Annotated in this window: 16 protein-coding genes and 2 pseudogenes; 14 read left to right on the plus strand and 4 right to left on the minus strand. The window is 59.3% G+C overall.

The genetic code is table 11. The features are described 5' to 3' along the window. Positions 1-115: 115 nt before the first annotated feature. The 4 genes and pseudogenes from JFT58_RS30715 to JFT58_RS05390 form a co-directional block, all read left to right on the plus strand. A pseudogene (locus JFT58_RS30715) lies at positions 116-1195 on the plus strand (HAMP domain-containing protein); the annotation flags it as partial. Between the two features lie 327 nt (positions 1196-1522). Beyond that, positions 1523-2059, plus strand: a pseudogene (locus JFT58_RS30720) (methyl-accepting chemotaxis protein); the annotation flags it as partial. Positions 2060-2349: 290 nt separating this feature from the next. After that, positions 2350-4758, plus strand: a complete 2409-nt coding sequence (locus JFT58_RS05385) for a glucose/quinate/shikimate family membrane-bound PQQ-dependent dehydrogenase (protein WP_054895671.1) — start codon at positions 2350-2352, stop codon at positions 4756-4758. Between the two features lie 57 nt (positions 4759-4815). Then, a complete protein-coding gene (locus JFT58_RS05390) occupies positions 4816-6078 on the plus strand; it encodes a carbohydrate porin (RefSeq protein WP_054895672.1) in 1263 nt (420 codons plus the stop codon). Here the strand turns inward: JFT58_RS05390 and JFT58_RS05395 are convergent. The 3 genes from JFT58_RS05395 to JFT58_RS05405 all read right to left on the minus strand — a co-directional run bounded on the left by JFT58_RS05395 (position 6075) and on the right by JFT58_RS05405 (position 9179). Continuing rightward, on the minus strand, positions 6075-7250 hold the full coding sequence (locus JFT58_RS05395; RefSeq protein ID WP_034127136.1) for a XylR family transcriptional regulator: 1176 nt from the start codon (positions 7248-7250) through the stop codon (positions 6075-6077). The genes JFT58_RS05390 and JFT58_RS05395 overlap by 4 nt on opposite strands. A 127-nt stretch (positions 7251-7377) precedes the next feature. After that, a complete protein-coding gene (locus tag JFT58_RS05400) occupies positions 7378-7767 on the minus strand; it encodes a hypothetical protein (protein ID WP_054895673.1) in 390 nt (129 codons plus the stop codon). After that, positions 7764-9179: a PAAR domain-containing protein gene (locus tag JFT58_RS05405; RefSeq protein ID WP_054895674.1), complete on the minus strand. Its 1416-nt coding sequence runs from the start codon at positions 9177-9179 to the stop codon at positions 7764-7766. Before JFT58_RS05405 ends, JFT58_RS05400 begins: the two co-directional genes overlap by 4 nt. A gap of 281 nt (positions 9180-9460) precedes the next feature. Between JFT58_RS05405 and xylA the strand changes: the two genes are divergently transcribed. From xylA to JFT58_RS05440, 7 genes are all read left to right on the plus strand, one after another. Continuing rightward, positions 9461-10777 (plus strand): xylose isomerase, encoded by a 1317-nt coding sequence (gene xylA / locus JFT58_RS05410; RefSeq protein ID WP_054895675.1) that lies wholly within the window; start codon positions 9461-9463, stop codon positions 10775-10777. 144 nt (positions 10778-10921) lie between these two features. Then, the gene (gene xylF / locus JFT58_RS05415; RefSeq protein ID WP_054895676.1) at positions 10922-11920 is read left to right on the plus strand and encodes a D-xylose ABC transporter substrate-binding protein; all 999 of its coding nucleotides are present in this window, start codon (positions 10922-10924) and stop codon (positions 11918-11920) included. Between the two features lie 97 nt (positions 11921-12017). After that, complete coding sequence (gene xylG / locus JFT58_RS05420) at positions 12018-13562, plus strand: D-xylose ABC transporter ATP-binding protein (protein WP_054895677.1); 1545 nt, start codon at positions 12018-12020, stop codon at positions 13560-13562. After that, positions 13563-14699 (plus strand): sugar ABC transporter permease, encoded by a 1137-nt coding sequence (locus tag JFT58_RS05425; protein WP_054895678.1) that lies wholly within the window; start codon positions 13563-13565, stop codon positions 14697-14699. A gap of 223 nt (positions 14700-14922) precedes the next feature. Further along, on the plus strand, positions 14923-15864 hold the full coding sequence (locus JFT58_RS05430; protein WP_054895679.1) for an ornithine cyclodeaminase family protein: 942 nt from the start codon (positions 14923-14925) through the stop codon (positions 15862-15864). Positions 15865-15981: 117 nt separating this feature from the next. Beyond that, complete coding sequence (locus tag JFT58_RS05435) at positions 15982-17115, plus strand: NAD(P)/FAD-dependent oxidoreductase (protein ID WP_054895680.1); 1134 nt, start codon at positions 15982-15984, stop codon at positions 17113-17115. After that, positions 17115-17741 (plus strand): helix-turn-helix transcriptional regulator, encoded by a 627-nt coding sequence (locus JFT58_RS05440; RefSeq protein ID WP_054895681.1) that lies wholly within the window; start codon positions 17115-17117, stop codon positions 17739-17741. The genes JFT58_RS05435 and JFT58_RS05440 overlap by 1 nt, the downstream gene beginning before the upstream one ends. A gap of 155 nt (positions 17742-17896) precedes the next feature. Here JFT58_RS05440 and JFT58_RS05445 read toward each other — a convergent pair whose 3' ends face one another. After that, a complete protein-coding gene (locus JFT58_RS05445) occupies positions 17897-18673 on the minus strand; it encodes an ABC transporter substrate-binding protein (RefSeq protein ID WP_054895682.1) in 777 nt (258 codons plus the stop codon). Between the two features lie 260 nt (positions 18674-18933). On the opposite strand from JFT58_RS05445, the gene JFT58_RS05450 reads away from it, so the two are divergent. Genes JFT58_RS05450 through JFT58_RS05460 form a run of 3 tightly spaced genes read left to right on the plus strand, consistent with a single transcriptional unit; the run spans position 18934 to position 26155 of the window. Further along, a complete protein-coding gene (locus JFT58_RS05450) occupies positions 18934-20127 on the plus strand; it encodes a hypothetical protein (RefSeq protein ID WP_054895683.1) in 1194 nt (397 codons plus the stop codon). Positions 20128-20170: 43 nt separating this feature from the next. After that, on the plus strand, positions 20171-21148 hold the full coding sequence (locus JFT58_RS05455; RefSeq protein ID WP_054922103.1) for a hypothetical protein: 978 nt from the start codon (positions 20171-20173) through the stop codon (positions 21146-21148). 42 nt (positions 21149-21190) lie between these two features. Beyond that, positions 21191-26155 (plus strand): RHS repeat-associated core domain-containing protein, encoded by a 4965-nt coding sequence (locus JFT58_RS05460; protein WP_054895685.1) that lies wholly within the window; start codon positions 21191-21193, stop codon positions 26153-26155. The last annotated feature ends 9 nt before the right edge of the window (positions 26156-26164 follow it).

The raw sequence follows: 26164 nt of genomic DNA on the forward strand, positions 1-26164 counted from the left end.
CCCTCGGCCGATATACCGAGGGTACGCATGGCCTCGCCTCTCACAAAAACGCCTGCGACACGCAGTACCCATTTTTCTCCCCTTGCCAAAACTATAAATACCCGCGGGTGAAGTCATGAATATCAAGCAGAAGCTGACATGGGCGTTTGCGGCCATCGCGTGCGTGCCGGTCATCCTGGTCGCCATTATCGTGGTGCTGAACCTGCGCGAGGGTGCGCTGGCCAACTTCCTCGACAGCAGCGGCCGCGAGATCCGCCAGATCGACAATGGCATGCAGCAGTTTTTCGACGGCATCAGCCAGAATGTCGACTTCGTCGCCAAAGACCCGCGTGTGATCGCGGCCAAGAACCTGAAGAACTACGCCGGCGCCGATGCAGCGCAAATTCCGCTGACGCCGACCAACACCGAACTGCTGGCGATTTTTGATCAGTTCGCCAAAAGCCACCCCAGTACCGCCTACCTGTCCCTGGGACTGAGCGATGGCGGCTACGCCAGTTGGCCGGACGACGCCAAGCTGACGCAATACGACCCGCGCACCCGCCCCTGGTACCAGGCCGCCATTGCAGCGCCAGGCAAGACCGTGCGCACAGGCGCCTACTACTGGGCCCCGGACGATGTGGTGCTGATCGGCACCGTGCGCACCGTCGCGGATGCCACGGGTAACGTCCTTGGGGTGGTTGGCCTTGACGTGTCGCTCAAGCAACTCACCGAGCTGGTGCGCACCATCAAGCTGGGCGACAGCGGCTACCTGATGCTGGTGGAAGCCGACGGCAACGTGCTGGTGGACCCCAGCGATGCCACGCACAACTTCAAGCCCCTGGCGGGCCTGGGCGCGAACTACGCCGAACTGGCCAAGCACGGCGATGGCGTGACCGAGGTGAGCATCGATGGCGTGGCCTACATGGCTAACGTGGTCAGTTCCAAAGACTTGGGCTGGCGCTTTATCGGCCTGATCAAGCGTGACGAAGTGATGGCCGGCGCCACCCGCCTGACGTGGTTGATCGCTGCGATCGCCGCCGTACTGGCCGTGGTGTTCGCAATCGTCGGTGCCAGTTTCGCCCGTGTGATCGTACGTCCGATTCGCGGTGTGGCCGACGGCCTGCAGGAAATCGCCGAAGGTGAAGGCGACCTCACGCGCCAGCTCAAAGTGCAAGGCAAGGACGAAACCGCCAGCCTGGCCGGCTGGTTCAACCAGTTCCTGAGCATGATCGCGCAACTGGTGCAGCGCATCGGCAACGCCTCCTCAGACCTGCAAACCGCCGCCGCCGACACCAGCGCCGTGGCCAACAATATGAACCAGGCCGCCGGCCGCCAGCGCGAAGCCGTGGAACTGGTGAGCACCGCGTTCAACGAGATGGTCGCCACCGCCAACGAAGTCGCGCGCTCATGCAGCGCCGCCGCCACGAGTGCCGATGAGGGCTATCGCGACGTGCACACCGGCCAGCAGCACATCGGCGAAGCCACCGGCAGCGTGCTCAAGCTCAGCGAAGACCTGCAAAAATCCACACAGACCATGCAGTTGCTCGAGCAAGACAGCCAGAACATCAACACCATCCTCGACACCATCCGCTCGATTGCCGAACAGACCAACCTGCTGGCGCTCAACGCCGCGATCGAAGCCGCCCGCGCTGGCGACCAGGGCCGCGGCTTTGCGGTGGTCGCCGATGAAGTGCGTGCACTGGCGCGTCGCACCGCCGACTCCACCGGCGAAATCGACAGCCTACTGGGCAACCTTGCCCGCCGCACCCAGGAAGTCACCCAGCAGATGCAAGGCAGCTTGCTGGTGTCCAACACCAGCGTGGAGCGCATCCAGCAGGCCCGTGACAGCTTTGACAAGATCCGCGGCTCGGTGGACTCGATTCGCGACCAGAACACTCAGATCGCCACCGCCGCCGAAGAGCAGCACCAGGTGGCCGAAGAGATCAACCGGCATATCGCGCAGATCCACGCCGACGCGCAGTTGGTGGAAGGCTTTGCGCATTCGGCGCAGACCGGTTCAGGGCGGCTGACTGATATTTCCGGCCAGCTCAATGGGCTGGTGGGGCGCTTCAAGTTCTGATGCCCGCCCAATAAAGGCAGCGCTGTACCGTGGCGAGGGAGCTTGCTCCCGCTGGACTGCGTAGCAGTCCCAGTCTTTTAAATTAAGAGAGGGGCCGCTTCGCGCCCCAGCGGGAGCAAGCTCCCTCGCCACAGGGTACGCGTCGCAGGGTCCATCTAGGCCGACTCAGAGGCGGCCCTGCCCATCATCGCAGTACCTGCAACAGTCTATTGCAGGACTCAAATGTACTAACCGGTTACTTATCTTGCTAAAATCGCGTCTTTGCCCTCTCTCACTCGAGTCCATTCGACATGAAACGAGCATCGCGCGCCGCTGGCGTCTCTAGATTCTTACTCCTGGGCCTGGGCGTCGTCATCGCCCTGCTCGGCCTTGCGCTTGCCGTCGGCGGCGCCAAACTGGTCAGCCTGGGAGGTTCCTGGTACTTCCTGCTGGGCGGCGTGGTCATGGCCATCTCCGGGCTGTTGATTGCCCGCTGCAAGCCTGCCGGCGCCTGGTTGTTCGCCGCGTTTCTAGTGGCTACCGCCGTGTGGGCGGTGGCCGACGTGGGCCTGGAATACTGGCCGCTGTTCTCGCGACTGTTCATGTTTGCGGTGATTGGCGTGGTGGTCGCACTGGTGTATCCGTTGCTGGCCGGCAAACCGGCGCGGGGTGCCTATGGCGTCGCCGCCGTATTGGCGCTGGGCGTGGCGGTGGCAGCGGGCAATATGTTTGTCGCGCACCCCAGCGTTGCGCCCACCGGTGCAGGCCCGGGCGTCACCCCGGTGGCTGCGGCCGATGCGCAGAAAGATTGGGCCCACTACGGTAATACCGAAGGTGGCAGCCGTTTCGCCGCGCTGGACCAGATCAACCGCGACAACATCGACAAGCTCAAGGTCGCCTGGACCTATCACACCGGCGACGTGGCCATCAGCGACGGTAACGGTGCCGAAGACCAACTGACGCCCCTGCAGATCGGCAACAAAGTGTTTATCTGCACCCCGCACAACAACCTGATCGCGCTGGATGCCGACACCGGCAAAGAACTGTGGAAAAACGAAGTCAACGCCAAATCGGCAGTGTGGCAGCGTTGCCGGGGAATGGCGTATTTCGACGCCAGCGCGCCGATTGCCCAGCCGACCCAGCCCGACAGCTCGCCGGTCCTGGCCGCCAGCGTGCCTGCCGGTGCGCAGTGCCAGCGTCGCCTGCTGACCAACACCATTGATGCACGCCTGATCGCCGTAGACGCCGACACCGGCAAGTTCTGCGAAGACTTCGGCACCCACGGTCAGGTGGACCTCAAGGCCGGCCTGGGCAATGTTCCAGACAGCTACTACCAACTGTCCTCAGCGCCGCTGATGGCCGGTACCACCGTCGTAGTCGGCGGTCGCGTGGCAGACAACGTGCAGACCGATATGCCCGGTGGCGTGATCCGTGGCTTTGACGTGATCACTGGTCAGATGCGCTGGGCCTTCGACCCAGGCAACCCTGAAGACAAGCAGGCCCCGACGGGCGACGCCACCTACGTGCGCAGCACCCCGAACAGCTGGGCGCCGATGTCTTACGACCCACTGATGAACACGGTCTTCCTGCCGATGGGCAGCTCCTCCACCGATATCTACGGCGTGGAGCGCACCCAGCTCAACCACAAATACGGCGCTTCGGTGCTGGCACTCGACGCCTCCACCGGTGCCGAGAAGTGGGTCTACCAGACGGTTCACAACGACCTCTGGGACTTCGACCTGCCGATGCAGCCAAGCCTGATCGACTTCACCCCGCCAGGCAGCGACAAGGCTGTGCCGGCCGTGGTCATCGGCACCAAGGCCGGGCAGATTTACGTGCTCGACCGCGCCACCGGCAAGCCGCTGACGGACGTGCAGGAAGTGCCGGTAAAAGCCGCGAACATTCCCAACGAGCCGTATTCCCTGACCCAGCCTAAATCCGTCGGCATGCCGCAGATCGGCGCGCAAACCCTCACCGAGTCGGACATGTGGGGCGCGACGCCGTATGACCAGTTGCTGTGCCGCATCGACTTCAAGGGCATGCGCTACGACGGCCTGTACACCGCGCCGGGCACCGATAAATCCCTGAGCTTCCCCGGTTCCCTGGGCGGCATGAACTGGGGCAGCATCTCCACCGACCCGGTGCACGGTTTTATCTTCGTCAACGACATGCGCCTGGGCCTGTGGATCCAGATGGTACCGTCGCAGAACAAGGCCCAGACCTCTTCCGGTGGGGAAGCGCTGAACACCGGCATGGGCGCCGTGCCGCTCAAGGGCACGCCGTACGCGGTGAACAAAAACCGCTTCCTGTCGGTGGCCGGCATTCCGTGCCAGGCGCCGCCATTCGGCACCTTGACCGCCATCGACATGAAGACGCAAAAGGTCGCCTGGCAAGTACCGGTGGGCACCGTTGAAGACACCGGCCCCCTGGGTATCCGCATGCACCTGCCGATCAAGGTAGGCCTGCCGACCCTGGGCGGTACGCTGTCCACCCAAGGCGGCCTGATCTTTATCGCCGGCACCCAGGACTTCTACCTGCGCGCCTTCAACAGCGGCAATGGCGATGAAATCTGGAAAGCCCGCCTGCCCGTCGGCAGCCAGGGTGGGCCGATGACCTACGTGTCGCCGAAAACCGGCAAGCAATACATCGTCGTCACCGCCGGCGGCGCACGCCAGTCCACCGACCGTGGCGACTACGTGATCGCCTACGCCCTGCCGTAACCGCCCTCTGTTCGCGCGGTGCTCCGGCACCGCGCTTTGTGTTTGGAAAGATCCCCCATGACCCCTACTCCTCATACCGCCTGGCGCCTGGCGCTGGGCCTGGCCTTTGCGGCCGCCCTGCCCGTTCAAGCCGACGACACCACCCTGACCGGCGACTGGGGCGGCCTGCGCCGCGAACTCGACGCGCAAGGTGTGCGCTTTACCGGTGACTACAGCGGCGAGACCGCCTACAACGCCCACGGCGGCCAGCACCGTTCGGCGCGCTATTCGCAAAATATCAAGCTCGGCGTGCAGTTCGACCTGGGCAAGCTCTACGGTTTCAACAACGGCGACCGCATCCAGCTGACCATCAACGACCGACGCGGCAACAGCGCCTCCGAGGACTTGGTGGGCAACCGCCTGCCGATCCAGGAAAACTACGGCGGCCTCTACACGCGCCTCACCGAGCTGAGCTACGAGCGCACGCTGTTCACCCCGGCGCTGAACCTCAAGCTGGGCTATATGGCCATGGGCAATGATCTCGGCGGCCTGGACAGCGGCATCCTGTGCAACTTCATGAACGCCGGCTTCTGCGGGCATCCGCTGAACATGTCCGGCGGCAGTGGCTGGGCCAACTACCCGAATGCGCACCTCGGTGCCCGGGTGAAATACGACTTTTCGCCCAACTGGCAACTGCGCGTGGCGGCGTTCAATGTCGACCCGTCCAGCAATGGCAACTCAAGCCGTGCCTGGCACCTGGGGCCCAAGCACACCACCGGCACCGTGGTGCCCATCGAGCTTATCTACAAGCATGCGGGCGCACTGCCCGGTGAATACAAGCTCGGTTATTACTACGACAGTTCCGATGTAAAACGCATTGGCAGCAACAAGGACGTCAGCGGGCGTGGCGGTCACTACCTCTTGATCGACCAGGCTGTGTGGGCCTCACAATCATCCCAAGGCCGTAGCCTGCACGCCTTCGGCCAGTACTCTGCCGCCAGCCAAGCGGCCTCGCCGTTCACCAAGTGGTATGGCGCAGGCGTGGTGCTGTACAAGCCGTTCGAAGGTCGCCCGCGCGATACCGTCGCCCTGGGCTATGGCCGCGCGGTGCCGAACCCGCGCAGCCGTGATGTGCAAGAGTTGGCCGCGTTCAATGCCGGGGAGTCCTACCCCTCAATCGACAGCGCCGAACAATTGATCGAACTCAGTTATGGCTACCAGGCCACGCCTTGGCTGACCTTGCGCCCGGATGTGCAATACATCATCGAGCCGGGGGCGTTTTCCGGTGAGAGCATCGACAATGCGCTGGTGCTGGGTTTGCAAGTCAAAGCGGTGTTCTAGCTCGCGCCCTGCTGATACTGACGTGGCGTACAGCCAAATTCGCGGCGAAACACCGTATGCAGGTACTGCGCAGAGGTGAAGCCGCAGCGTGCGGCAATGTCGGCTATAGCAAGGCTTTGGTTTTCCAGGCCCTTGGCGGCAGCGGCGAGTTTGAAGCGCAAAATCTCATCATGCACGCTGCAGCCACGCGCCTTGCGAAAATGCGCTTCCAGGGACGAGCGGGAAACACCGACATAAGCGGCGACCTGATCGGTCTTGATACCCTGGCAGGCGTACTGGCGGATAAACAACAAGGCCTGCATCACGTAAGGGTTGCCCAGGGGTTGATGCAGGCTGGAGGCTTGCACGTTAATGGCGTCTGGCGGCACCAGCACCTGCGTGCCCGTGCAGGGTTTGCCATGCAGCATCTGATGCAACAGCGCCGCAGCGGTACGGCCCATGGTCTCCGTGCCCTGGATCACCGAACTGAGCGGCACCCGCGTGAGGGTGCGGGTCAGCGGGTCGTTGTCGATGCCGATCAACGCCACCTCCTCCGGCACCGCAATACCTGCGGTCAGGCAGGCTTGCAGCAATTGCCGAGCGCGGGCATCGGTCACCGCGATAATGCCGATAGGCTTGGGCAGGCTGTGCAGCCAGGCAATCTGCTGCTCCACCGCGCTGTCCCACAACGGCGCACTGGTGCCCAGGCCGCGATACACCTCTACCTGCAAGCCATCACGCTGCATCAAGCGGCGAAAAGCTTTCTCACGCTCCTGGGCCCAGCGATTGGCCTGGGCTTCGGGCAGGCTGAAACAGGCAAACCGCGTCAACCCCGCCTCCACCAGATGCTCGTAGGCCAGCTTCATCAGGGCATGGTTATCGGTGGCCACATAGGGAATGCCCTTCGGGTACTTGCCCACATCCTCATAAGACCCACCCACCGCCACCACTGGAACCCGACTGCCGGCCAACGCCTCGCCAATCAGCGGGTCATCGAAGTCAGCAATGATCCCATCGCCCTGCCAACGCTCGATACCGCGCAGGCGGCAGAGGAAATCTTCTTCCAGGAACAGGTCCCAGGATGCGCGGGTGCTGCTCAGGTAGTTGCCGATACCGGCGATGATGCCGCGGTCGTAGATTTTGCTGCCGTTGAAGAGCAAGGCGATACGGTGAACGGGCGGTAGGGTTTTCATTGTTTTTGTCCTGGGGCCGGTCGGTGCAGATTAGGCCTGTGTACTACGCACGCCTAGCTACATTCAAATCGATGTCACGTCCTGGAAGCAGTCTGAGCATATCGGGCCTCAGGGAGGCCCGTTCTATCTACCTAAATTTTAAAACTATGAATACAGTTCCTAGCCAAACGCCAGTGCCAACTACCATTGCTAAATGTAGGTTCAGCAGGCGTTTTAGGTACGGAGGAAAGTTTTCATAATCGATAGGGCTCAAGTCACCAATGCGGATATATGTCCTTGGCATCGCTATCATCCCGGTGATTTTCGCCATCTCCAACAACGACCAAATATAGCCGCGCCTCCCCAGGCTCGGCCCCCAAAGATAAATATAGCGACTGTTTTTCAATGCCTCTTTTATCGCATCCAAATGTCGATGACTCAGGAACAAGCTGTACGCAATACTCACGAGTTCGAGCAGAAAAGGCCCGCCGGTAAAAATGATCGCAGCCCAGGGTGACCAAGAGTCAATACGGGTCATGGTTGAAAAGCCTCGTAAATTTTTTCCCCAATATAATCGCCACCCATCTCACCGAAAGTCGTACCTGCCCAGGCGCCGGCCCCGACTAAGGCCGCGACACAGACGACCCCTCCAAGCCCGCCGGTTGCCACTCCAATCCCCAAACAGATTGAACCACCCGCAATTTGACCCGTCACTCCACCCCAAATACCCCCCAATGTGGCTCCAGCGAATTTCCCCCCTTCAGTGAACTTAACCCTCTCACATGCAGCTCCAGAATCCCCGTTACATACCTGCTCAATAGCCAGCAACGAAGACACTCCCCCAAGTCCAATACCGATATAACCCCCTGCCTTCATGTACTTCGTGGCACGGCTGACCGCTTCCACATGAGCGGCATACCCCGGAATCTGCCCCGGCCCACCCGCCTTGTCCCAGTGATGCACCAAGCTGCGACTGGATATACCCAGGGCCGTTTTCAACTTGGGGTGATCGCCCAAGGTGGTCTGCCCGCGCAGGCGGGTGGAGTTGAGCAGATGAGCATCCAACTGATTCATAAGTCGCTGACGATCAGCGAAGAACTGCGGTGACCTAAGGTGTCCGTGCTGCCGATAGCTGTCCTGATGCAGGCGCTCCATGGCCTGCAGCGTTTCGCGCAGATTGCTCAGGTGTTTTTCCATCACCACTGCGCTGACGCCGAGCCAGGTTGAGGTTTGGCCGATGAAACCGGCGATCTCTGCACCGTGGCGATGCAGAAAGTCAGCCTCGTCCGGCGTCAGCTCATCCAGTGATGCGCTGACGTGTTGTGCAGCCTGCATCAGTTGAGCTTCTTCATACGAGCAGGAGGTGTTTTTCGGATCGCTGAGCACGATCATCGAACCAGCTTTGACGTAGCCTGTGTTGGGATTCAGCGATTGAAACTTGCGCATTACAGCCGTGTCGAGCGTCGGAAAAAGTGTGGCTTCCAGCGCCTCGCGGGTCATGCTTTTGGGCACGATATAAAAACCTGGCTCCTGACCTTGCACACCATTGGATGCCATTGATCCAACATGACCGGACGGCACGAAACCAGAATGACGTGGCGCTACAGTGTTTCGATTTACAGATGATGCGTTTGGTTGAGCTACTCGCAGGTTAATGGGCGGTTCTGCATGTTGGTTTTCATAGGTGGCCGAGTACACCGAAGGAATCAGCTCGGCTTTACAGGGACAGTCGCTGTAACTATCCAAAGTGCCGGACATAAGCCGACCATGGCTGTTTATGTGGGAAACGCCACCGACGATCTTATAAGTTTGCCCATCCTTGCCGCAGGTGACTCGGTCACCTTCGCACGCATGAAAAAGGCCATGTATGTTGACTCTCTTATCACCGTCCAGCACTTCCCCGCCGCAGGTGGTCTTGTCACCCAGTCCAATGAAATAACCTACGCTCATTTTTTTGCCTCTTATCCATGTTTTTTGGCCGTACTTCCCTGCTCGTCCCGATAAGAAAACTGACGCGTAACGCCTTCCGAGGTAAACGAGCAAGTGGCACACCAAACCTTGAAGAGGCATATCCCCACCGTAAAGTCAGACGTTTCTCTAAATCCTGTACTCCCTCAGCCGTTCTCAGCCCCTCACTCAAAATCGCACTCCCCTTTGGTGATTTTCATAATCAGCCGCCCAAGTGCCATTGCTAGTATCCAGACACCGCTCAGAACAATAAGGAAAAACCCATGCCGTACTTCCCCGGTGTCGAAAAGGTGCGCTTCGAAGGCCCTGCCAGCACCTCTGCCCTCGCGTTTCGTCACTACGACGCCAACAAGCTGATCCTCGGCAAGCCCATGCGGGAGCACCTGCGCATGGCCGCCTGTTACTGGCATACCTTTGTGTGGCCGGGGGCGGATATGTTTGGGATGGGGACGTTCAAGCGCCCGTGGCAGCGCAGTGGCGATCCGATGGAGGTGGCCATCGGCAAGGCCGAGGCGGCGTTTGAGTTTTTTTCCAAGCTGGGCATCGACTACTACAGCTTTCACGACACCGATGTGGCGCCCGAAGGCAGCACGCTCAAGGAGTACCGCAATCACTTTGCGCAGATGGTCGACCACCTGGAGCGCCATCAGGAACAGACTGGCATCAAGCTGCTGTGGGGCACCGCCAATTGCTTCAGCAACCCGCGTTTTGCCGCCGGGGCGGCGAGCAACCCAGATCCAGAGGTGTTCGCCTTCGCCGCCGCCCAGGTGTTCAGTGCAATGAATGCCACGCTGCGCCTTAAGGGCGCCAACTATGTGCTGTGGGGTGGCCGTGAAGGGTATGAAACTTTGCTCAACACCGACCTCAAGCGCGAGCGCGAACAGCTCGGGCGTTTTATGCGCATGGTGGTTGAACACAAGCACAAGATCGGCTTTACGGGTGACCTGTTGATCGAGCCCAAGCCCCAAGAGCCGACCAAACACCAATACGATTACGACAGCGCCACCGTGTTCGGCTTCCTGCATGAGTACGGCCTGGAACACGAGATCAAAGTTAACATCGAGGCCAATCACGCGACGCTGGCCGGGCACAGCTTTCATCATGAGATCGCCACCGCCGTGTCGTTGGGGATCTTCGGCAGTATCGACGCCAACCGCGGCGACCCGCAGAACGGTTGGGACACCGACCAGTTCCCCAATAGCGTCGAGGAGATGACCCTGGCCACCTACGAAATCCTCAAGGCTGGCGGGTTCAAGAACGGCGGCTATAACTTCGATTCCAAGGTGCGCCGCCAGAGCCTGGACGAGGTGGACCTGTTCCACGGGCATGTCGCCGCCATGGATGTGCTGGCTCTGGCCCTGGAGCGTGCGGCGGCGATGGTGCAGGACGACCGCTTGCAGCAGTTCAAGGACCAACGCTATGCCGGCTGGCAGCAGCCATTGGGCCAGGCGGTGTTGGCCGGTGAGTTCAGCCTGGAATCATTGGCTGAACATGCCTTTGCCAACGAGCTGAACCCGCAGGCGGTGAGTGGGCGCCAGGAGATGCTTGAAGGCGTTGTGAATCGGTTTATCTACACCTGACTGTGGCCAGAGATTGCTCCCGCTGGGGCGCGAAGCGGCCCCAAAAAATGGGAGTGCTACGCACTCCAGCGGGAGCAAGCTCCCTCGCCACAAAGAGGATCTTCACCTAGTGTCTTTCCAACAACAATAAAAGGACGCACCACCATGAAGTCATTCAAACCTGCCCTGCTCGCCGCAGCCCTGGCACTGCTCGCCCTGCCGGTGATGGCGGATCCTGCGCACCCCAAAATCGGTTTTTCCATCGACGACCTGCGCCTGGAGCGCTGGTCCCGCGACCGTGATTACTTTGTCGCCGCTGCGGAAAAGCTCGACGCCAAGGTGTTCGTGCAGTCTGCCGATGCCAACGAGCAGAAGCAGATTGCCCAGATCGAAAACCTGATCTCCCGGGGCGTCGATGTGATCGTGATCGTGCCGTTCAACGCCACGGTGCTGACCAATGCGGTGGCCGAAGCCAAGAAAGCCGGGATCAAGGTGGTGTCCTATGATCGCCTGATCCTCAATGCCGACATCGACGCCTATATTTCCTTCGATAACGAAAAAGTCGGCGAGATGCAGGCCAGCGGCGTGTTGCAAGCGGCGCCCAAGGGCAATTACTTCCTGCTCGGCGGCGCGCCGACGGACAACAACGCCAAGGTGCTGCGCGAAGGTCAGATGAAGGTGCTGCAACCGGCCATCGACAAAGGCGATATCAAGATCGTCGGCCAGCAATGGGTCAAGGAATGGAACCCCACCGAGGCATTGAGCATTGTCGAAAACGCCCTGACCCGTAACGACAACAAGATCGACGCTATTGTCGCCTCCAACGACGCCACCGCCGGCGGTGCGATCCAGGCCCTGGCCGCGCAGAAACTGGCGGGCAAGGTGCCAATCTCCGGCCAGGACGCTGACCTCGCAGCGATCAAGCGCGTGATCAACGGCACCCAGACCATGACCGTGTACAAACCGCTCAAGCTGATCGCTACCGAAGCGGCCAAGCTTTCGGTGCAACTGGCACGCAGCGAACAGCCGACCTACAGCTCGCAATATGACAATGGCAGCAAAAAGGTCGACACCATCTTGCTCACGCCGACGCCGTTGACCAAGGCCAACATCGATGTGTTGGAGAAAGACGGCTTCTATACCAAAGAGCAGATCGGCCTGTAGGTCCTGGCAGGCAGCCCGTGTCGCCTGGGGGTTTTTCGCGAGCAAGCTCGCTCCTACAGTGACGGTGTTTCGTCGGCCTTTTGTGTGAGCCATTGCCATGTCGCATTACCTGCTGCAAATGAACGGCATCGTCAAAAGCTTTGGCGGTGTCAACGCTCTCAACGGCATAGACATCAAGGTCAAGCCTGGGGAATGCGTGGGCCTGTGCGGTGAAAACGGTGCGGGTAAATCCACCTTGATGAAGGTGCTGTCGGCGGTGTACCCGCACGGCACCTGGGAGGGGGAAATCCTCTGGGATGGGCAGCCGCTCAAGGCCCAGTCCATCCGCGAAACCGAGGCGGCCGGCATTGTCATCATTCATCAGGAACTGACCCTGGTGCCCGACCTGTCGGTGGCCGAGAACATTTTCATGGGCCACGAACTGACCCTGCCCGGTGGGCGCATGAACTACCCGGCGATGTTGCACCGCGCCGAGGCGTTGATGCGTGAACTCAAGGTGCCGGACATGAATGTGGCGCTGCCGGTGTCGCAGTACGGCGGCGGCTACCAGCAACTGGTGGAGATCGCCAAGGCCTTGAACAAACAGGCGCGCCTGTTGATTCTTGACGAGCCCTCCTCGGCCTTGACCCGTGGCGAAATCGAGGTGTTGCTGGACATTATCAAGGGCCTGAAGGCCAAGGGCGTGGCCTGCGTGTACATCTCCCACAAGCTCGATGAAGTGGCGGCGGTGTGCGACACCATTGCAGTAATTCGCGACGGCAGGCACATCGCAACCACCGCCATGGCAGACATGGACATCCCCCGGATCATCACGCAGATGGTCGGCCGCGAAATGAGCAACCTCTTCCCCATCGAGCACCATGAAGTGGGCGAGGTGATCTTCGAAGCGCGTAACGTCACCTGCTACGACGTCGATAACCCCAAGCGCAAGCGCGTCGACGACATCTCCTTCGTGCTCAGGCGCGGTGAAATCCTTGGCATCGCCGGCTTGGTGGGCGCCGGGCGCACGGAGTTGGTGTCGGCGCTGTTCGGCGCTTACCCCGGCCGCTACAGCGCCGAAGTATGGCTGGACGGCCAGGTGATCGACACGCGCACGCCGCTCAAGTCGATCCGCGCCGGGCTGTGCATGGTGCCCGAAGACCGCAAGCGCCAAGGCATCATTCCCGACCTGGGGGTAGGCCAGAACATTACCCTGGCGGTGCTCGACACCTACGCGCACATGACCCGCATCGACGCTGAGGCCGAACTGGGCAGCATCGACCAGCAGATCAGCCGCATGCACCTCAAGACCGCCAGCCCGTCGCTGCCGATCACCAACCTCTCAGGCGGCAACCAGCAAAAGGCCGTGCTGGCGAAAATGCTGATGACCCAGCCCAAGGTGCTGATCCTCGACGAACCCACACGCGGGGTGGACGTGGGCGCCAAGTACGAGATCTACAAATTGATGGGTGCGCTGGCCGCCGAAGGCGTGTCGATCATCATGGTCTCCTCAGAACTGGCCGAAGTGCTCGGCGTGTCCAACCGCGTGCTGGTGATTGGCGACGGCCAGTTGCGGGGGGATTTCATCAATGAAGGGCTCACCCAGGAACAGGTGCTCGCCGCCGCGCTCAGCCATAACCCTAATGATCGGAAGACCGCGTAGATGAATCAGGTCAAACACCTTTTTACCCGCTACAAGATGCTCGCGCTGGTGATCGCCGTGGCGTTCATCTGGTTGTTTTTCAGTTGGCAGACCGAGGGCGGTTTTCTCACCCCGCGCAACCTCTCCAACCTGCTGCGGCAGATGTCGATCAGCGGGATATTGGCCTGCGGCATGGTGCTGGTGATTATCAGCGGCGAGATCGACTTGTCGGTGGGCTCGTTGCTCGGACTGTTGGGCGGGCTGGCGGCGATTCTGGATGTGGTCTATCACGTGCCGCTATTGGCCAACCTGAGCCTGGTGGCGCTGTGCGGCTTGATGATCGGCCTGGCCAACGGCTACATGACCGCTTACCTGCGCATTCCCTCGTTCATCGTCGGCCTGGGCGGAATGTTGGCGTTTCGCGGGATTCTGCTGGGGATTACCGGCGGCACCACTATTGCGCCGGTGTCGCCGTCGCTGGTGTATGTGGGCCAGGGGTATTTGCCCCACAGTGTGGGCGCTGGGCTTGGCGTACTGCTGTTCGCACTGACGCTGTTCCTGACCTGGAAGCAGCGGCGCAACCGCGCACTGCATGGCTTGGCCGCGCACGCTTTGGTGCGCGACGTGTTACGTGTGGTATTGATCGGCGCGGTGCTCGCCGGGTTCGTCACCACCCTCAACAGCTACGACGGTATCCCCGTGCCGGTTCTGCTGTTGCTGGTGCTGCTCGGCGTATTCAGCTACGTCACCAGCCAGACCGTATTCGGCCGCCGCGTGTATGCGGTAGGCAGCAATATGGAAGCCACACGGCTATCCGGCATCAACGTGCAAGCAGTGAAACTGTGGATCTTCGGCATCATGGGGGTGATGTGCGCGCTGGCCGGCCTGGTCAACACCGCGCGCCTTGCTGCGGGTTCACCCTCGGCGGGCAACATGGGCGAACTCGATGCCATCGCGGCCTGTTTTATCGGCGGCACGTCGATGCGCGGCGGCTCGGGCACCGTCTATGGCGCGTTGCTTGGCGCGTTGGTGATTACAAGTTTGGACAACGGCATGTCGATGCTCGATGTGGACAGCTACTGGCAGATGATTGTGAAGGGCAGCATTCTGGTGCTGGCGGTGTGGGTGGATGTGAGTACGCGCTCGGGCAGGCGATAACTCGTCCGCCAGCACACCACCGATCACCTGTGGGAGCTGGCTTGCCTGCGATGGCGGCGGGTCAGTCACCTGATGGACCGACTGACACACCGCTATCGCAGGCAAGCCAGCTCCCACATCTGATCCTCATGGCTCCCCCACATTGATCTCATTTTTCCCTCAGGTCATTGCGGATAAAAACTAAAAGTCCATAATGGACAAATTAGTTTATCCGGAGAACCCCATGTCCACGACGCCCCTCGTCATCGACCAGGCCCAGGCCCGTACTTTATTGGCTCAAGTCGATGTACCCGCGATCCTGCGCAAACTGTTCCGCGACCTCGCCGCCGGGCAAGCGGTACAGCCGGCGCAACAGCTGGTGGAATTTCCTCAAGGCGCCGGGGATTTCATCAACTACCTGGGCGTACTGGCCGGAGACGGCGTGTACGGGGTCAAGACCTCCCCCTATATCGTGCGTGATCAGGGCCCTTTGGTGACGGCCTGGACCTTATTGATGTCGATGCACAGCGGCCAGCCATTGCTGTTGTGCGATGCCGCTGAATTGACCACTGCACGCACCGCCGCCGCCACGGCTTTGGCAGTGGATGCGCTGGCACCGGCGGCGGCGCAACGCCTGGCGATCATCGGCAGCGGCAAGGTCGCCCAGGCGCACCTGCGTTATGTGCAGAACCTGCGCGACTGGCAGCAGATCCGCCTGTACTCGCCAAGCCTGGGCAGCGCCAGCGCCGAGACGCGTGCGCAGTTGACAAGCCTGGACCCGCGCCTGAGCCTCGTCTCAAGTTGTGAGGCCGCCCTGGAAGACGCGGATGTGATCCTGCTGTGCACCTCGTCCGCCGGGCCGGTCATCGACCCCTCGCGCCTGAGCAAACCCGCGCTGATTACCTCCATCAGCACCAATGCGCCACGTGCCCATGAAGTACCGCCACATTGCCTCAACCAGATGCACGTGTTCTGCGACTACCGCCAGACCACTCCGGATTCGGCCGGTGAGATGCTGATCGCCAGCGAACAGCACGGCTGGGACAAACGCACGATTGCCGGCGACCTGCCCGAGTTGTTCAGCGACATGGCCCAGCGCCCCGACTACGATCGTCACGTCTTTTTTCGCTCCATCGGCCTGGGCCTGGAAGACATCGCCCTGGCCAATGCCCTGTATCGACTGTAGGAGCGAGCTTGCTCGCCAAGACCTCACAGGCACTGCGGTCACACAGAATCGGCGCGTTATCGTCAACGTTTTTCGCGAGCACGCACGCGCCTACAATGCTTATTTCAGGAGATCTCCATGAGCCAGGCAGACTTCATCATTATCGGCGGCGGCATTGCCGGCGCGTCCACCGGGTTCTGGTTGTCGCAGCACGGCAAGGTCCTGGTGCTGGAGCGTGAAAACCACCCGGCCTATCACTCCACCGGGCGTTCGGCAGCGCTCTACACCGCCGCGTACGGCACACCGCAAGTACGCGCGCTGACCTTGGCCAGCCGGACCTTCTTCGACCAGCCACCCGCAGGCTTCTGCGAACATCCCCTGCTGACGCCCCGGGGCGAAATGACCGTTGATTTCAACGGTGACCCGGCCGAACTCGACAGCCAGTACCTGAGCGCCAAGGCGACCGTAGAGCAGGTGCAGCGCCTGACGGTCGATGAAGCCTGTGCACGCTTGCCGATCCTGCGCCGTGAAAAAGTCCACGGGGCAATCTACGACCCTACCGCCTGTGACATCGACACCGACGCCCTGCATCAAGGCTACCTGCGCGGTATCCGCCGCAACCAGGGCGAAGTGCGCACCGACAGCCATGTGCTGGGCTTGAGCCGCGACGCCGACGGCCTGTGGCAGGTGCGCACCCAGGATGCGACCTTCACCGCGCCGGTCATCATCAACGCCGCCGGTGCCTGGGCCGACCATATCGGCGGGCTGGCGGGCGCAGCGTCCATCGGCTTGCAGCCCAAGCGCCGCTCGGCCTTTGTCTTTGCCGGCCCCGAGGGCATGGACAGCCACGACTGGCCGATGCTGGTAGCCCTCGACGAAGCGTTCTACATGAAACCGGATGCCGGCATGTTCCTCGGCTCACCGGCCAACGCCGACCCGGTAGAACCCCAGGATGTGCAACCCGAAGAGCTGGATATTGCCATGGGCATTTACCAGATTGAGGAAGCCACCACCCTGACCATCCGCCGCCCCACGCGCACCTGGGCCGGGCTGCGCAGTTTTGTGCAGGACGGTGATTTGCTGTCGGGCTTTGACCCGCAAGTACCGGGGCTGTTCTGGGTGGCAGCGCAAGGCGGCTATGGTATCCAGACCTCACCCGCCATGGGCCAGGCAAGCGCCGCTCTGGTGCGCGGCGAACCGCTGCCGGAGGCACTGACCCGGTTCGGCCTGGACGCTGGTATGCTCTCCCCGGTCCGCCTGGAGCCCCATTGATGAACACCGCTGAACAAGACAAGGTCATGCAGAACTTTCGCGCGATCGCCGATGCAATCGCCACGTTGTTCTTTCCCCATGCAGAAGTGGTGCTGCATGACCTGCGCACGCAAACCGTGGATTACATCGCCAATAACCTGTCCAAACGCAGCCTGGGTGACGACTCGTCCCTGGAGGACATGCTCGACGGTGACGTCAGGGAGGTGAATATCGGCCCTTACGAAAAGCTCAACTGGGATGGCCAGAAAATCCGCAGCCTGAGCACCGTGCTGCACGACCACAAAGGGCGCAGGCTGGCTGTGTTGTGCATCAACCTGAATATTTCAATGTTCGAAACAGCCAAGGCGGCGCTGGATTTATTCCTGTCGCCAAGCAAGCTGATCGCACAGCCGGACGCGCTGTTCCGTGATGACTGGCAGGAGCGTATCAACACCTTCCTGCATGCCTGGCTGCGCGAGCGTCAGTTGAGCCTGAACCTGTTGACCCGCGACCACAAACGCGAACTGGTGCTGGCGCTGCATGCCGAAGGCGCATTCAAGGGCAAGAGCGCCTCCAACTATGTGGCCAATGTGCTGGGCATGGGGCGAGCGACGGTCTACAAGCACTTGAAGGAACTCAAGGGTTGAGCCCTTTCTGACCACGGCGCCGATTCCCTGTGGGAGCTGTCGAGCCCCGGCGAGGCTGCGAAGGGGCCGGCAAGGTCAACATTTGCATCACCTGACCCATCGCTTTCGCAGCCTCGCTAAAGCTCGACAGCTCCCACATTGACCGCGTCTTTGCATCAGTCGCCGTAGATATCGGCCTTGAAGTACTGCTGTGAAATCTTCTGGTATTCGCCGCTGGCGCGAATGCCGTCGATGGCCGCATTCAATTCGCTGACCAACTCGCCATTGCCCTTGCGTACTGCGATGCCAGCCCCCTCACCCACGTATTTCGGGTCTTTGAGCTCCGGGCCGACAAAGGCATAACCCTGCCCGCGCGGCATCGACAGGAAGTCGCTCAGGGGAATGGTGTCGGCAAAGATCGCATCCAGGCGCCCCGCTGCCAGGTCCATGTAGATTTCTTCGTTATTGCTGTAGCGCTTGACGTTGATGCCCTTGGGCTCGAACACCTCGGTGGCATACCGGTCGGTGGTGGTGGCGCGCTGTACACCGACGTTCTTGCCCTTGAGGCTGGCGTACTGGTCATCCACCACGGCGCCGTCCTTCATCACCAGACGCGACGAGGTGAAGTAGTACTTGTGGGTGAAATCCACCGACTTCTTGCGGTCTTCGTTGATGGTCATGGACGACAACGCCATGTCGATCTTCTTGACCTTGAGGGACGGAATCAGCCCGTCGAACTCCCCTTCGATCCACACGCACTTGACCTTCATTTGCGCACACAGGGCGTTGCCGATGTCGTAGTCGAACCCCACGATCTTGCCGTCACCGGTTTTGGAGGCGAACGGTGGGTAAGCGGCCTCAATGCCAATACGCAGGGTTTTCTCGGCGGCCGGCAGGTGGCTGGCGGCAAACAGGCTCAGGGCCAGGGCGGGAAGGAGATGGCGTTTCTTCATGGAGGGGTTCTCGCAAGTTGTTGTTGGTTTGGCAAGAATGTCAAAACGGAAGATCATACATACTACAAAATCTATACTGGACTTTATCGTACTTTAAATCAACAGGACGTTTGACACGCAGAGCAGCCGACTCTCGCAAGCCATGCGCATATACCACTCGTCGCGACTGTCAATATTGACAGGTAGACGCTGCACCCCCTCTCCGATCTGATTGGGCTTGGTGATGAACCTTAAGTCAGTTGGAATTGGATGATTAAATCATGAGCGATACTCCGTTAACTGAAATCGACATGCCTGGCGGCGGATACCCAATGAACGCAGGTTCCGCAAGGACCATCAGCTACTTGCTGCTTGAACAGCAGCAGTTTCAAGGAAGAGAAAATGCTACCGCCCGGCTTTATAACAACCGGCGCCAGGTTTCCGAATTTTTGATTACGCTGGAGGCGCGAGATGAACATGGACAAGTGACCGTCGTACCCGATGGAACAACGGTCGAAATCATTCCGTTCATCGCCCTGCGAGGTCGCTGGCCTGCAAAAACCGGCCCGCATGAAAAAGGCTATTTACCGTTTGATGAAAGTTTCACTGTTCAAGAAATTGACTCATCACCCCCTCCGCAATCCTACAGGCCGGAAAGCGTGGCGCCGAGTCAGTTCTTGCCTGCGCCAAAACCGGAACCGCTCACTCTTTACTCTCCGGACGGTACACAAACCCAACGAAAAGTATTTAAACGATACTTGACCAATGACGCAAACCCCGGGGGCATAGTAGACCGATTCGCCGTACGTGTCCGTTTACCCGGTACGAGCGTTGATTACACCAGCCATAACGAGGATGTGTCTTATGGCGGCGCCGGGCAGAATGGTCGTTTCTACAGTTCCGTCTATCTTAGGTCAGTAACGCAGAACTATTACACTGCGGGAAATGGCGGCTTGGTAGAAGCAATCGAACAAGTGCGTTATCACAGCCAGTATTGGTATACCTACAACCATTACATCGGATTTAACTTGCCCGGCACCGCAAGGGCCATTGCGATTAAACACGTTGAACATGACGATGAATGGTTTACTTGGAACATATACGATCTCCGTCATGGTTCTGGAAAGGCCTACTTCTCCCTCCTGGTCGGCGTCCGCGAACCCGACAAGCCGAACTTTCTCTGGTATGCCTACCCTTCGAACTGGAATAACCAAGCTGGTCAATGGCTGAGAGAAAATGGTTACTTCAAGCCAAGCACCGATAGGTTGGTATTCGTGGTTTCAGGCGTGGTGCCAACAAGTAACAGCCTTGTTAGAAATTCTTCTAAAGAATTTACCACTTTTGACGCTTTTGGTAACTCGCAACGATTTAAAACAAGTGTGGCGTTATTAGATCCAGAAAATGACAGCACGAGATACAGTCTTCGCATAGAGGAAGCGCCGGTCAACATCTTTCAGGACTCCTTCGAAACGTGAATACCACGTCATTTCAGTAGCCCATACACTCACGGTGAATAGCATGACTGAACAAACCCTCCGCGCCTCCAATAATTGGCTGAGCCGATTCGAAATAAGTTTGACCAGTTTGTCGGCGCTGCTCTATCCCAACGCCCGTCAACAAGTATTGGTGACATTGATCATTGCTCCCAGAACAGGCCAGACCATTTCTGACGATGAATTAGAGAGCTTGTGTATTACCACCCGTAAAAACGAACTCTTCCCAATATTACCCGGAGGTGACGACGGCAGTGAATGGTTCTATTCCCAAACGAAAAATCAGTACCTGCCTTATCCAGCGAGCGCTGTCAGCCCACCGCCTACTCAAAAAGAGCCTGAGAATGTCAATTTCTTTCAAAAAGATTTTTATATCCTGAGCCGTGCTCCCACGGGGGCATCGGTCCGATTGTATGCACAAATCACCCAGCACACCGCGCAAGGGCCTGTTACTTACAACACCGCAATAGATGCTACGTTCAAATCGTATGTCGACCTTAGAACGGCAGAAATTCCGCACTTTAGTATCCCTGACAACTACACGTTCAATCGAGACTTGGTCGCGGGCAACCCCAACAGCGATTTATTCACCTGGGAGTACCAACTCGCTGGAAAGAATGTGCAGATGCCCGTGGTCGAATTACTCTCGGTAACAAGTATGAGCCCCATGGGAATGATTCAATGGGTTGACCGCGACAACACGGTCACGCGGGCCTCCCATGTCGGATACGCCGCACCGGGCGAGCCCAACGTCAATTACAACACAGCGATTAAACTCGGCTCGGAGTTTTCCCCTGCCACTACGGTTGCGCGTCCAAGAAGAGGGCATGTGACTGTGGTGCTGCAGGGCGGCAACAATATTCCCTACCACAGTGAAAGTGCGATCAATCAAGGCGGCCCTTGTCAGCTGCGCGCCATCGACACGTACGGCAATGAGCACCTATTGAATATTGCATTCAAAGACCGAACGCCGACTGGCCGCTTGGAGTTGGTGTTGTTGTGATTTTCCCTCACAGGTCTCCTCTCATCATCAGGAGTTTCGGGCATGGACAGCGCTTCTTCAATCCACTTGAAAACAGGCGGTCTTTACACACAGGCCGGTAATTTCCTGAGTCACGTCAGCAACGGCGTCGATGCTCGCACCGGCCAGCTCACTCTCCACATCGCCCTGCCGGAACTCCAGGCCAATCATCAGTCCGGCCCTTCCGTGTCGTTCAGGTTGCTGTTCAGCCCACTGTCGTCCCACACAGATTTTGGATTCGGGCGTGGCTGGATGCTGGCAATGTCTGAACTGGACTTGCCCGCCGGGCGCTTGCAGTTGACGACGGGAGAAAGCTTCAGCCTCGATCGTCAAGCGACGACATTCGTCGACCAAGGTCAATTGGTATTCATCGACCAGAAGCTATTGAATTTCCGCGTGATTCAGGAAGGACCGGACGGCCGCCGCTTTCGCGTCGAGTACAAAGATGGCGAAACCCAGTGGCTGGTCGTTCAGGGCGACAGCGGCTTGGCCCTGCCCCAGGAAATACGCTCTGCTGAAGGGCGCCAGGTATTTCTGGACTGGTTGCCCCATGGCAGTGGGCGTTATGTCCTCGCTGAAATTCGCGATGAACAGCGCGCGGTGCTGCGAGTTGTTCGGGACACCATCGACGAGTTCCAGATTCAACTTTTTCCAGACGATGCCGCCAAAAGTGTCTACAGGCTACACCTGAGCGGCGACCAACTCAGCACACTGATCCTGCCGGACAACGACAGCCGCTGGACCTTCAGTTATGACGAGCACGACGGATTGCTGTTTCCCGTCAGACTGACTGGCCCCTTGGGCAGCGAGGATGAGGTGTGGTATGCCACCGGTACCGAGGGCCACCAACTTCCACCCGGCGCGCCTTTATCCTCGCTGCCCCGCGTGACAGCGCATCGGCATGATCCTGGGGCGGGTCAACCTGCGAACTCGCGAACCTATACATGGGTGGGCAGCACCAACTTCCTCGGTAACGGCGCCGACCTGCCAGGAGGCTGGCGTGATGGAGAAGACAATCTCTATCGCACCGAGTCGTATAGCTATACATGCCTGGAGACGTTGCACAGCGACACCGGGCTAGTGCTGTCAGAAACCGAGCGGACCTGGAACCGATTCCATCTGCTGACACGAGAGCGTGTGCAGCGCAACGGCAAGACAGTGACGACAACCACCGACTATGGTGAGGATCCGACGCTGGGCTGGGAGGCTCAGCCAGCCTGGTGTCAGCTACCCACTCAAGTCACCAAGCGCTACGAAGACGCGCAAGATGCGCGCGAAGAGACCTCTCAAACAACCTACGACAATTACGGTAATACCCTTGAACAGCGCCATGCCGATGGCCGAGTGGAGCAGTGGGTTTATTACCCGTTGGGTGGCACGCAGGATGTTGCCGACACGGAAATGTTTGTCCGCTGGATACAACACCATATCGTGACGCCCGCATCCGTAAACTCTGGCGGAACGGGCGGCGCGCCGATAACGCAAACGCACTACCGATATGAACAGCTGCCGCGACGCCAATCGGATGATCACTTGCAGTGGGTCGTCGTGTCGGAAGAGGCGTTTAGCGTCACCGCAGATGGCCTGGTTCTGATCGGTCACACCACCCAGCGTTATGACACCGTCGTCGACAGTCCTTTCTTCGCCCAGGTGACTCAATCACAGACGCAGATTCAAGGACTCATCACCACCACCGATTACCATCGGACTCTGACCGCCACCGCACTGACGACCCACATTAGGGTTACCGGCCATGACGGTAGCTATACATCAACCGAACACGTCACCCGGGACAGTCTTTTGGGGTTGACGCTAAGCAATCGCGAAGAGGGTTTGGAAACCCTTTATGAATATGACGCCCTGGGTCGTGTCATTCGCAGCACGGTAGCACCCGGAACTGAGTTCGAAGCCAGCGCCACGTGTCGCTATGTGCTCGCGGGCCGCTATCGCCAACACGCCGTCATGGCAGAAGAAACCGATCTGGCAGGCCAGCAAAGACGTATCTATCTCGATGGCGCCGGGCGCCGAGTGCGCGAGGAGCGGCGTGACGACCTGATCACCGGCCAGGTCTTTCGGGAAACCTGGCGAGGCGTTTATAACGTCGAAGGACAGTTGTTACAAGAGACCACTCAGGACTGGTTTGCCGGAAGGGAACAGTCGTTGAGTCTCACCACCAGTTATGAGTTCGATGACTGGGGCCAAGTGAGCACGATCAGATACCCGGACGGCACGCTCGAGCACACTCAAGCCAACCCCATCACACTGACAAGCGACATTTGGCGAGAAAGCCGGGACGGCCTGGTGACTGCGAAAACCCGGATAGTACGCGGCAGTGCCGGCGAGGTGCTCAGCATGACGTCGCTTGCTCGCAACGATGAAATACTGCGCAGTGAAACCTGGACCCACGACGGGCTTCATCGTCCCTTGTCCCATACGGTCAACGTGCCGGGCGAGACCAGTGTGCAGACGCAGACGCACTACGATGTATATGGACGTATTACCCGCCGTCGGTTGCAAGACGGCAGCGAGGTTGAGTGGGCATTCGCCCCGCATAGCGATGCGGATCATCCGGTTAGCATTACGTTGAAACCCATCGGCCTCACACCCTTGCCACTAGGCAAGCAGACCTATGATGGCATCGGTCGTCCAGTCAGCCGCACCATCGGTAGCCGCAAGGAATGTCTCAACTATAACGAGGGTCAGAAGCTACCCGCCTCTCGAACCAGCAGCAGTGGTCGTTCCATGGCATATGCCTATGAACCGATGCTTGAAAATCAATTGACCCGACTGTCGCCCGGCGATAGTCAGGACAGCACTTTTCAATACGACTTCAAGTCCGGCCAGATAACACAAGCACAGAGCCCCTTCGGCACATTGACTTGGCAGTACTCCAATAACGGGCGCTTATTGTCCGAACAGTTGTGCCTGGACGGTCAAGTGCATAGCACGGATTGGACGCACTCATTGGAGGGACGGCACGTGTCGTTTACGGATTCCAACGGCGCAGAACACCAAACGTTCTATGACGTTTACGGCCGTCCGGAGCGCCAGGTGCTGGGAGCTGTTGAACTGCAAATTACCTACGACACATTCGGCCGCGTCAGCCAATACATCACACAAGGTCCTACCCAGTCTCTCAAACAGATCCTCCACTATGATGAGTTTGAACGGGAAGTTTCACGTACCTGGGTCGGCGATAACCATCGTCAACTGACCCAGACTTTGACGTGGACAGGGCGCGACCAACTGGCGAGCCGCCGTTGGCAGGAAGAAAACCACCTGCTGAGCGAAGAGGTATTTCAATATGACGCGCGTGCAAGGCTGGTAGAAGTATCGGTGACTGGCCCTGAGGGCCCCGAAGATCCGCGCACCGGCCAGCCTATAAGCCAGCAAACGTTCACGTTTAACGCCCTGGACGGCTACGAACAAGTCACCACGACCTATACGGACGGCAATTGCGATGTCATGGTGTTCACCTACGACTGCGCCGCCCCCGACCGCCCCATTACCATCACACATACCTACCCTGCCCCCCAGACACTGACGTTGGAGTACGACGCCGATGGGCGTCTGGTACGCGACGGTCTTGGCCGCGAGCTGAAATGGGACGCAGAGGGGCGACTCAGCGCAGTGATCAGCGGCAACGGTCAATACGATTATCAATACGACCCGCTGGGCAGAGCCACGCAAACTACACAGAATGGGGTTAAGACGCTCTGGTTCTATCAGGGTGATCGGCTGATCAGTACACGCGGCTCCCGGTCGGACGACGCATTATCGTTACTACGCGACGACACCTTCGTGTTTGCCCAGAATACGATGGCCCAGGCTGTACGCGAGGTCTTGCTGACAGGCTGCGATGGTCAAGGCACGGTGCAGGTTGAAAACGATCAGCAGATCCGCCGCGTGCGCTACACCGCCCATGGGGCGGACATGGGCAGCGGAAAAAGCCGCCTAGGCTACGCCGGAGAGCCCCGTGGACTGGTAGAAGGTGGCTATTTGCTGGGCAGCTATCGACCCTACGACCCTCACCTTATGATGTTCTTGGCACCCGACAATGAAAGTCCATTCGGTAGGGGTGGACTCAACCGTTACGCCTATTGCGCCGGTGACCCGCTCAACCGAGTCGACCCGGATGGGCATAGCTTCTGGAAATGGTTCTTGGCTGGCGCAGGGTTGTTGATAGGCGTACTAGCGACGGCCGCCTCATTCGGAACAGCGGCGCCCGTCGTTGCCGGAGTAATGGCGGGTGGGCTGGCGGCACTCACGACAAGTGGCGCATTGGCGGTAACGTCAATGGCACTGGGAGTGGTAGCGACCACCACCGGTGTCGCTTCGTTTCTACTGGAGGCTTCGGGTAATTCCGAAGCCGCGTCCATACTGGGTGCACTGTCCTTTGCCACAGGAATAGCCTCAGGCGTCACCGCATTGGCGCCTCTCGCCTGGAAAGCCGCAGCGAAACTGGGTCAATTTGTGGGTCGTTGGCAGCAAAACCTGCAGTCAGCAGGAGGGGTACCCAGGTTGGAAGTGCAAGGAGGAGCGCTGAGGGGCGGACCGAATGCTACCTTGAGCGGCATGCCGGAACATGTGCTGGAAAATATTTTCAATCAATTGCCCGGCAGAGCCTTGGCCAACTTGTCTGCTACTTCACGCCAAATGAATCAGGCAGTGGTCACTCACTCTCGCCCTGCACTACACGCCTTACCGGTAGCACCAGAACGTGCTCCCAACTATATCAGTGCGGTGAGGCGAATCTGGGCCGGGAACGAGCCCGGTGTTTTACCATCAAGTCTTCGTCGGCAGGGCATCAATCCTCGAGCTGTCCTCGAGGCAGTTGCGCCTACCCCTGATGAAATCAGAAACGGGTACCTTTCTGCGGGACAGATTCGTGACATGCTTTACTTAGATATTCTTGACAGACAAAGTTCGTGGTACTTGATCGAGCGTACCGCACGCCAGCAATCAGGAGGGCGACGTTACAGCCTATGACCAATGGTA

Source organism: Pseudomonas sp. MF6767 (assembly GCF_016405475.1).
GTDB classification, from domain to species: domain Bacteria; phylum Pseudomonadota; class Gammaproteobacteria; order Pseudomonadales; family Pseudomonadaceae; genus Aquipseudomonas; species Aquipseudomonas paracarnis.

Bases quoted from the DNA above. Each gene is read 5' to 3' on its own strand.
- JFT58_RS05385 (WP_054895671.1), top strand. From the start codon at position 2,350: ATGAAACGAGCATCGCGCGCCGCTGGCGTCTCTAGATTCTTACTCCTG.
- JFT58_RS05390 (WP_054895672.1), top strand. From the start codon at position 4,816: ATGACCCCTACTCCTCATACCGCCTGGCGCCTGGCGCTGGGCCTGGCC.
- JFT58_RS05395 (WP_034127136.1), bottom strand. From the start codon at position 7,250: ATGAAAACCCTACCGCCCGTTCACCGTATCGCCTTGCTCTTCAACGGC.
- JFT58_RS05400 (WP_054895673.1), bottom strand. From the start codon at position 7,767: ATGACCCGTATTGACTCTTGGTCACCCTGGGCTGCGATCATTTTTACC.
- JFT58_RS05405 (WP_054895674.1), bottom strand. From the start codon at position 9,179: ATGAGCGTAGGTTATTTCATTGGACTGGGTGACAAGACCACCTGCGGC.
- xylA (WP_054895675.1), top strand. From the start codon at position 9,461: ATGCCGTACTTCCCCGGTGTCGAAAAGGTGCGCTTCGAAGGCCCTGCC.
- xylF (WP_054895676.1), top strand. From the start codon at position 10,922: ATGAAGTCATTCAAACCTGCCCTGCTCGCCGCAGCCCTGGCACTGCTC.
- xylG (WP_054895677.1), top strand. From the start codon at position 12,018: ATGTCGCATTACCTGCTGCAAATGAACGGCATCGTCAAAAGCTTTGGC.
- JFT58_RS05425 (WP_054895678.1), top strand. From the start codon at position 13,563: ATGAATCAGGTCAAACACCTTTTTACCCGCTACAAGATGCTCGCGCTG.
- JFT58_RS05430 (WP_054895679.1), top strand. From the start codon at position 14,923: ATGTCCACGACGCCCCTCGTCATCGACCAGGCCCAGGCCCGTACTTTA.
- JFT58_RS05435 (WP_054895680.1), top strand. From the start codon at position 15,982: ATGAGCCAGGCAGACTTCATCATTATCGGCGGCGGCATTGCCGGCGCG.
- JFT58_RS05440 (WP_054895681.1), top strand. From the start codon at position 17,115: ATGAACACCGCTGAACAAGACAAGGTCATGCAGAACTTTCGCGCGATC.
- JFT58_RS05445 (WP_054895682.1), bottom strand. From the start codon at position 18,673: ATGAAGAAACGCCATCTCCTTCCCGCCCTGGCCCTGAGCCTGTTTGCC.
- JFT58_RS05450 (WP_054895683.1), top strand. From the start codon at position 18,934: ATGAGCGATACTCCGTTAACTGAAATCGACATGCCTGGCGGCGGATAC.
- JFT58_RS05455 (WP_054922103.1), top strand. From the start codon at position 20,171: ATGACTGAACAAACCCTCCGCGCCTCCAATAATTGGCTGAGCCGATTC.
- JFT58_RS05460 (WP_054895685.1), top strand. From the start codon at position 21,191: ATGGACAGCGCTTCTTCAATCCACTTGAAAACAGGCGGTCTTTACACA.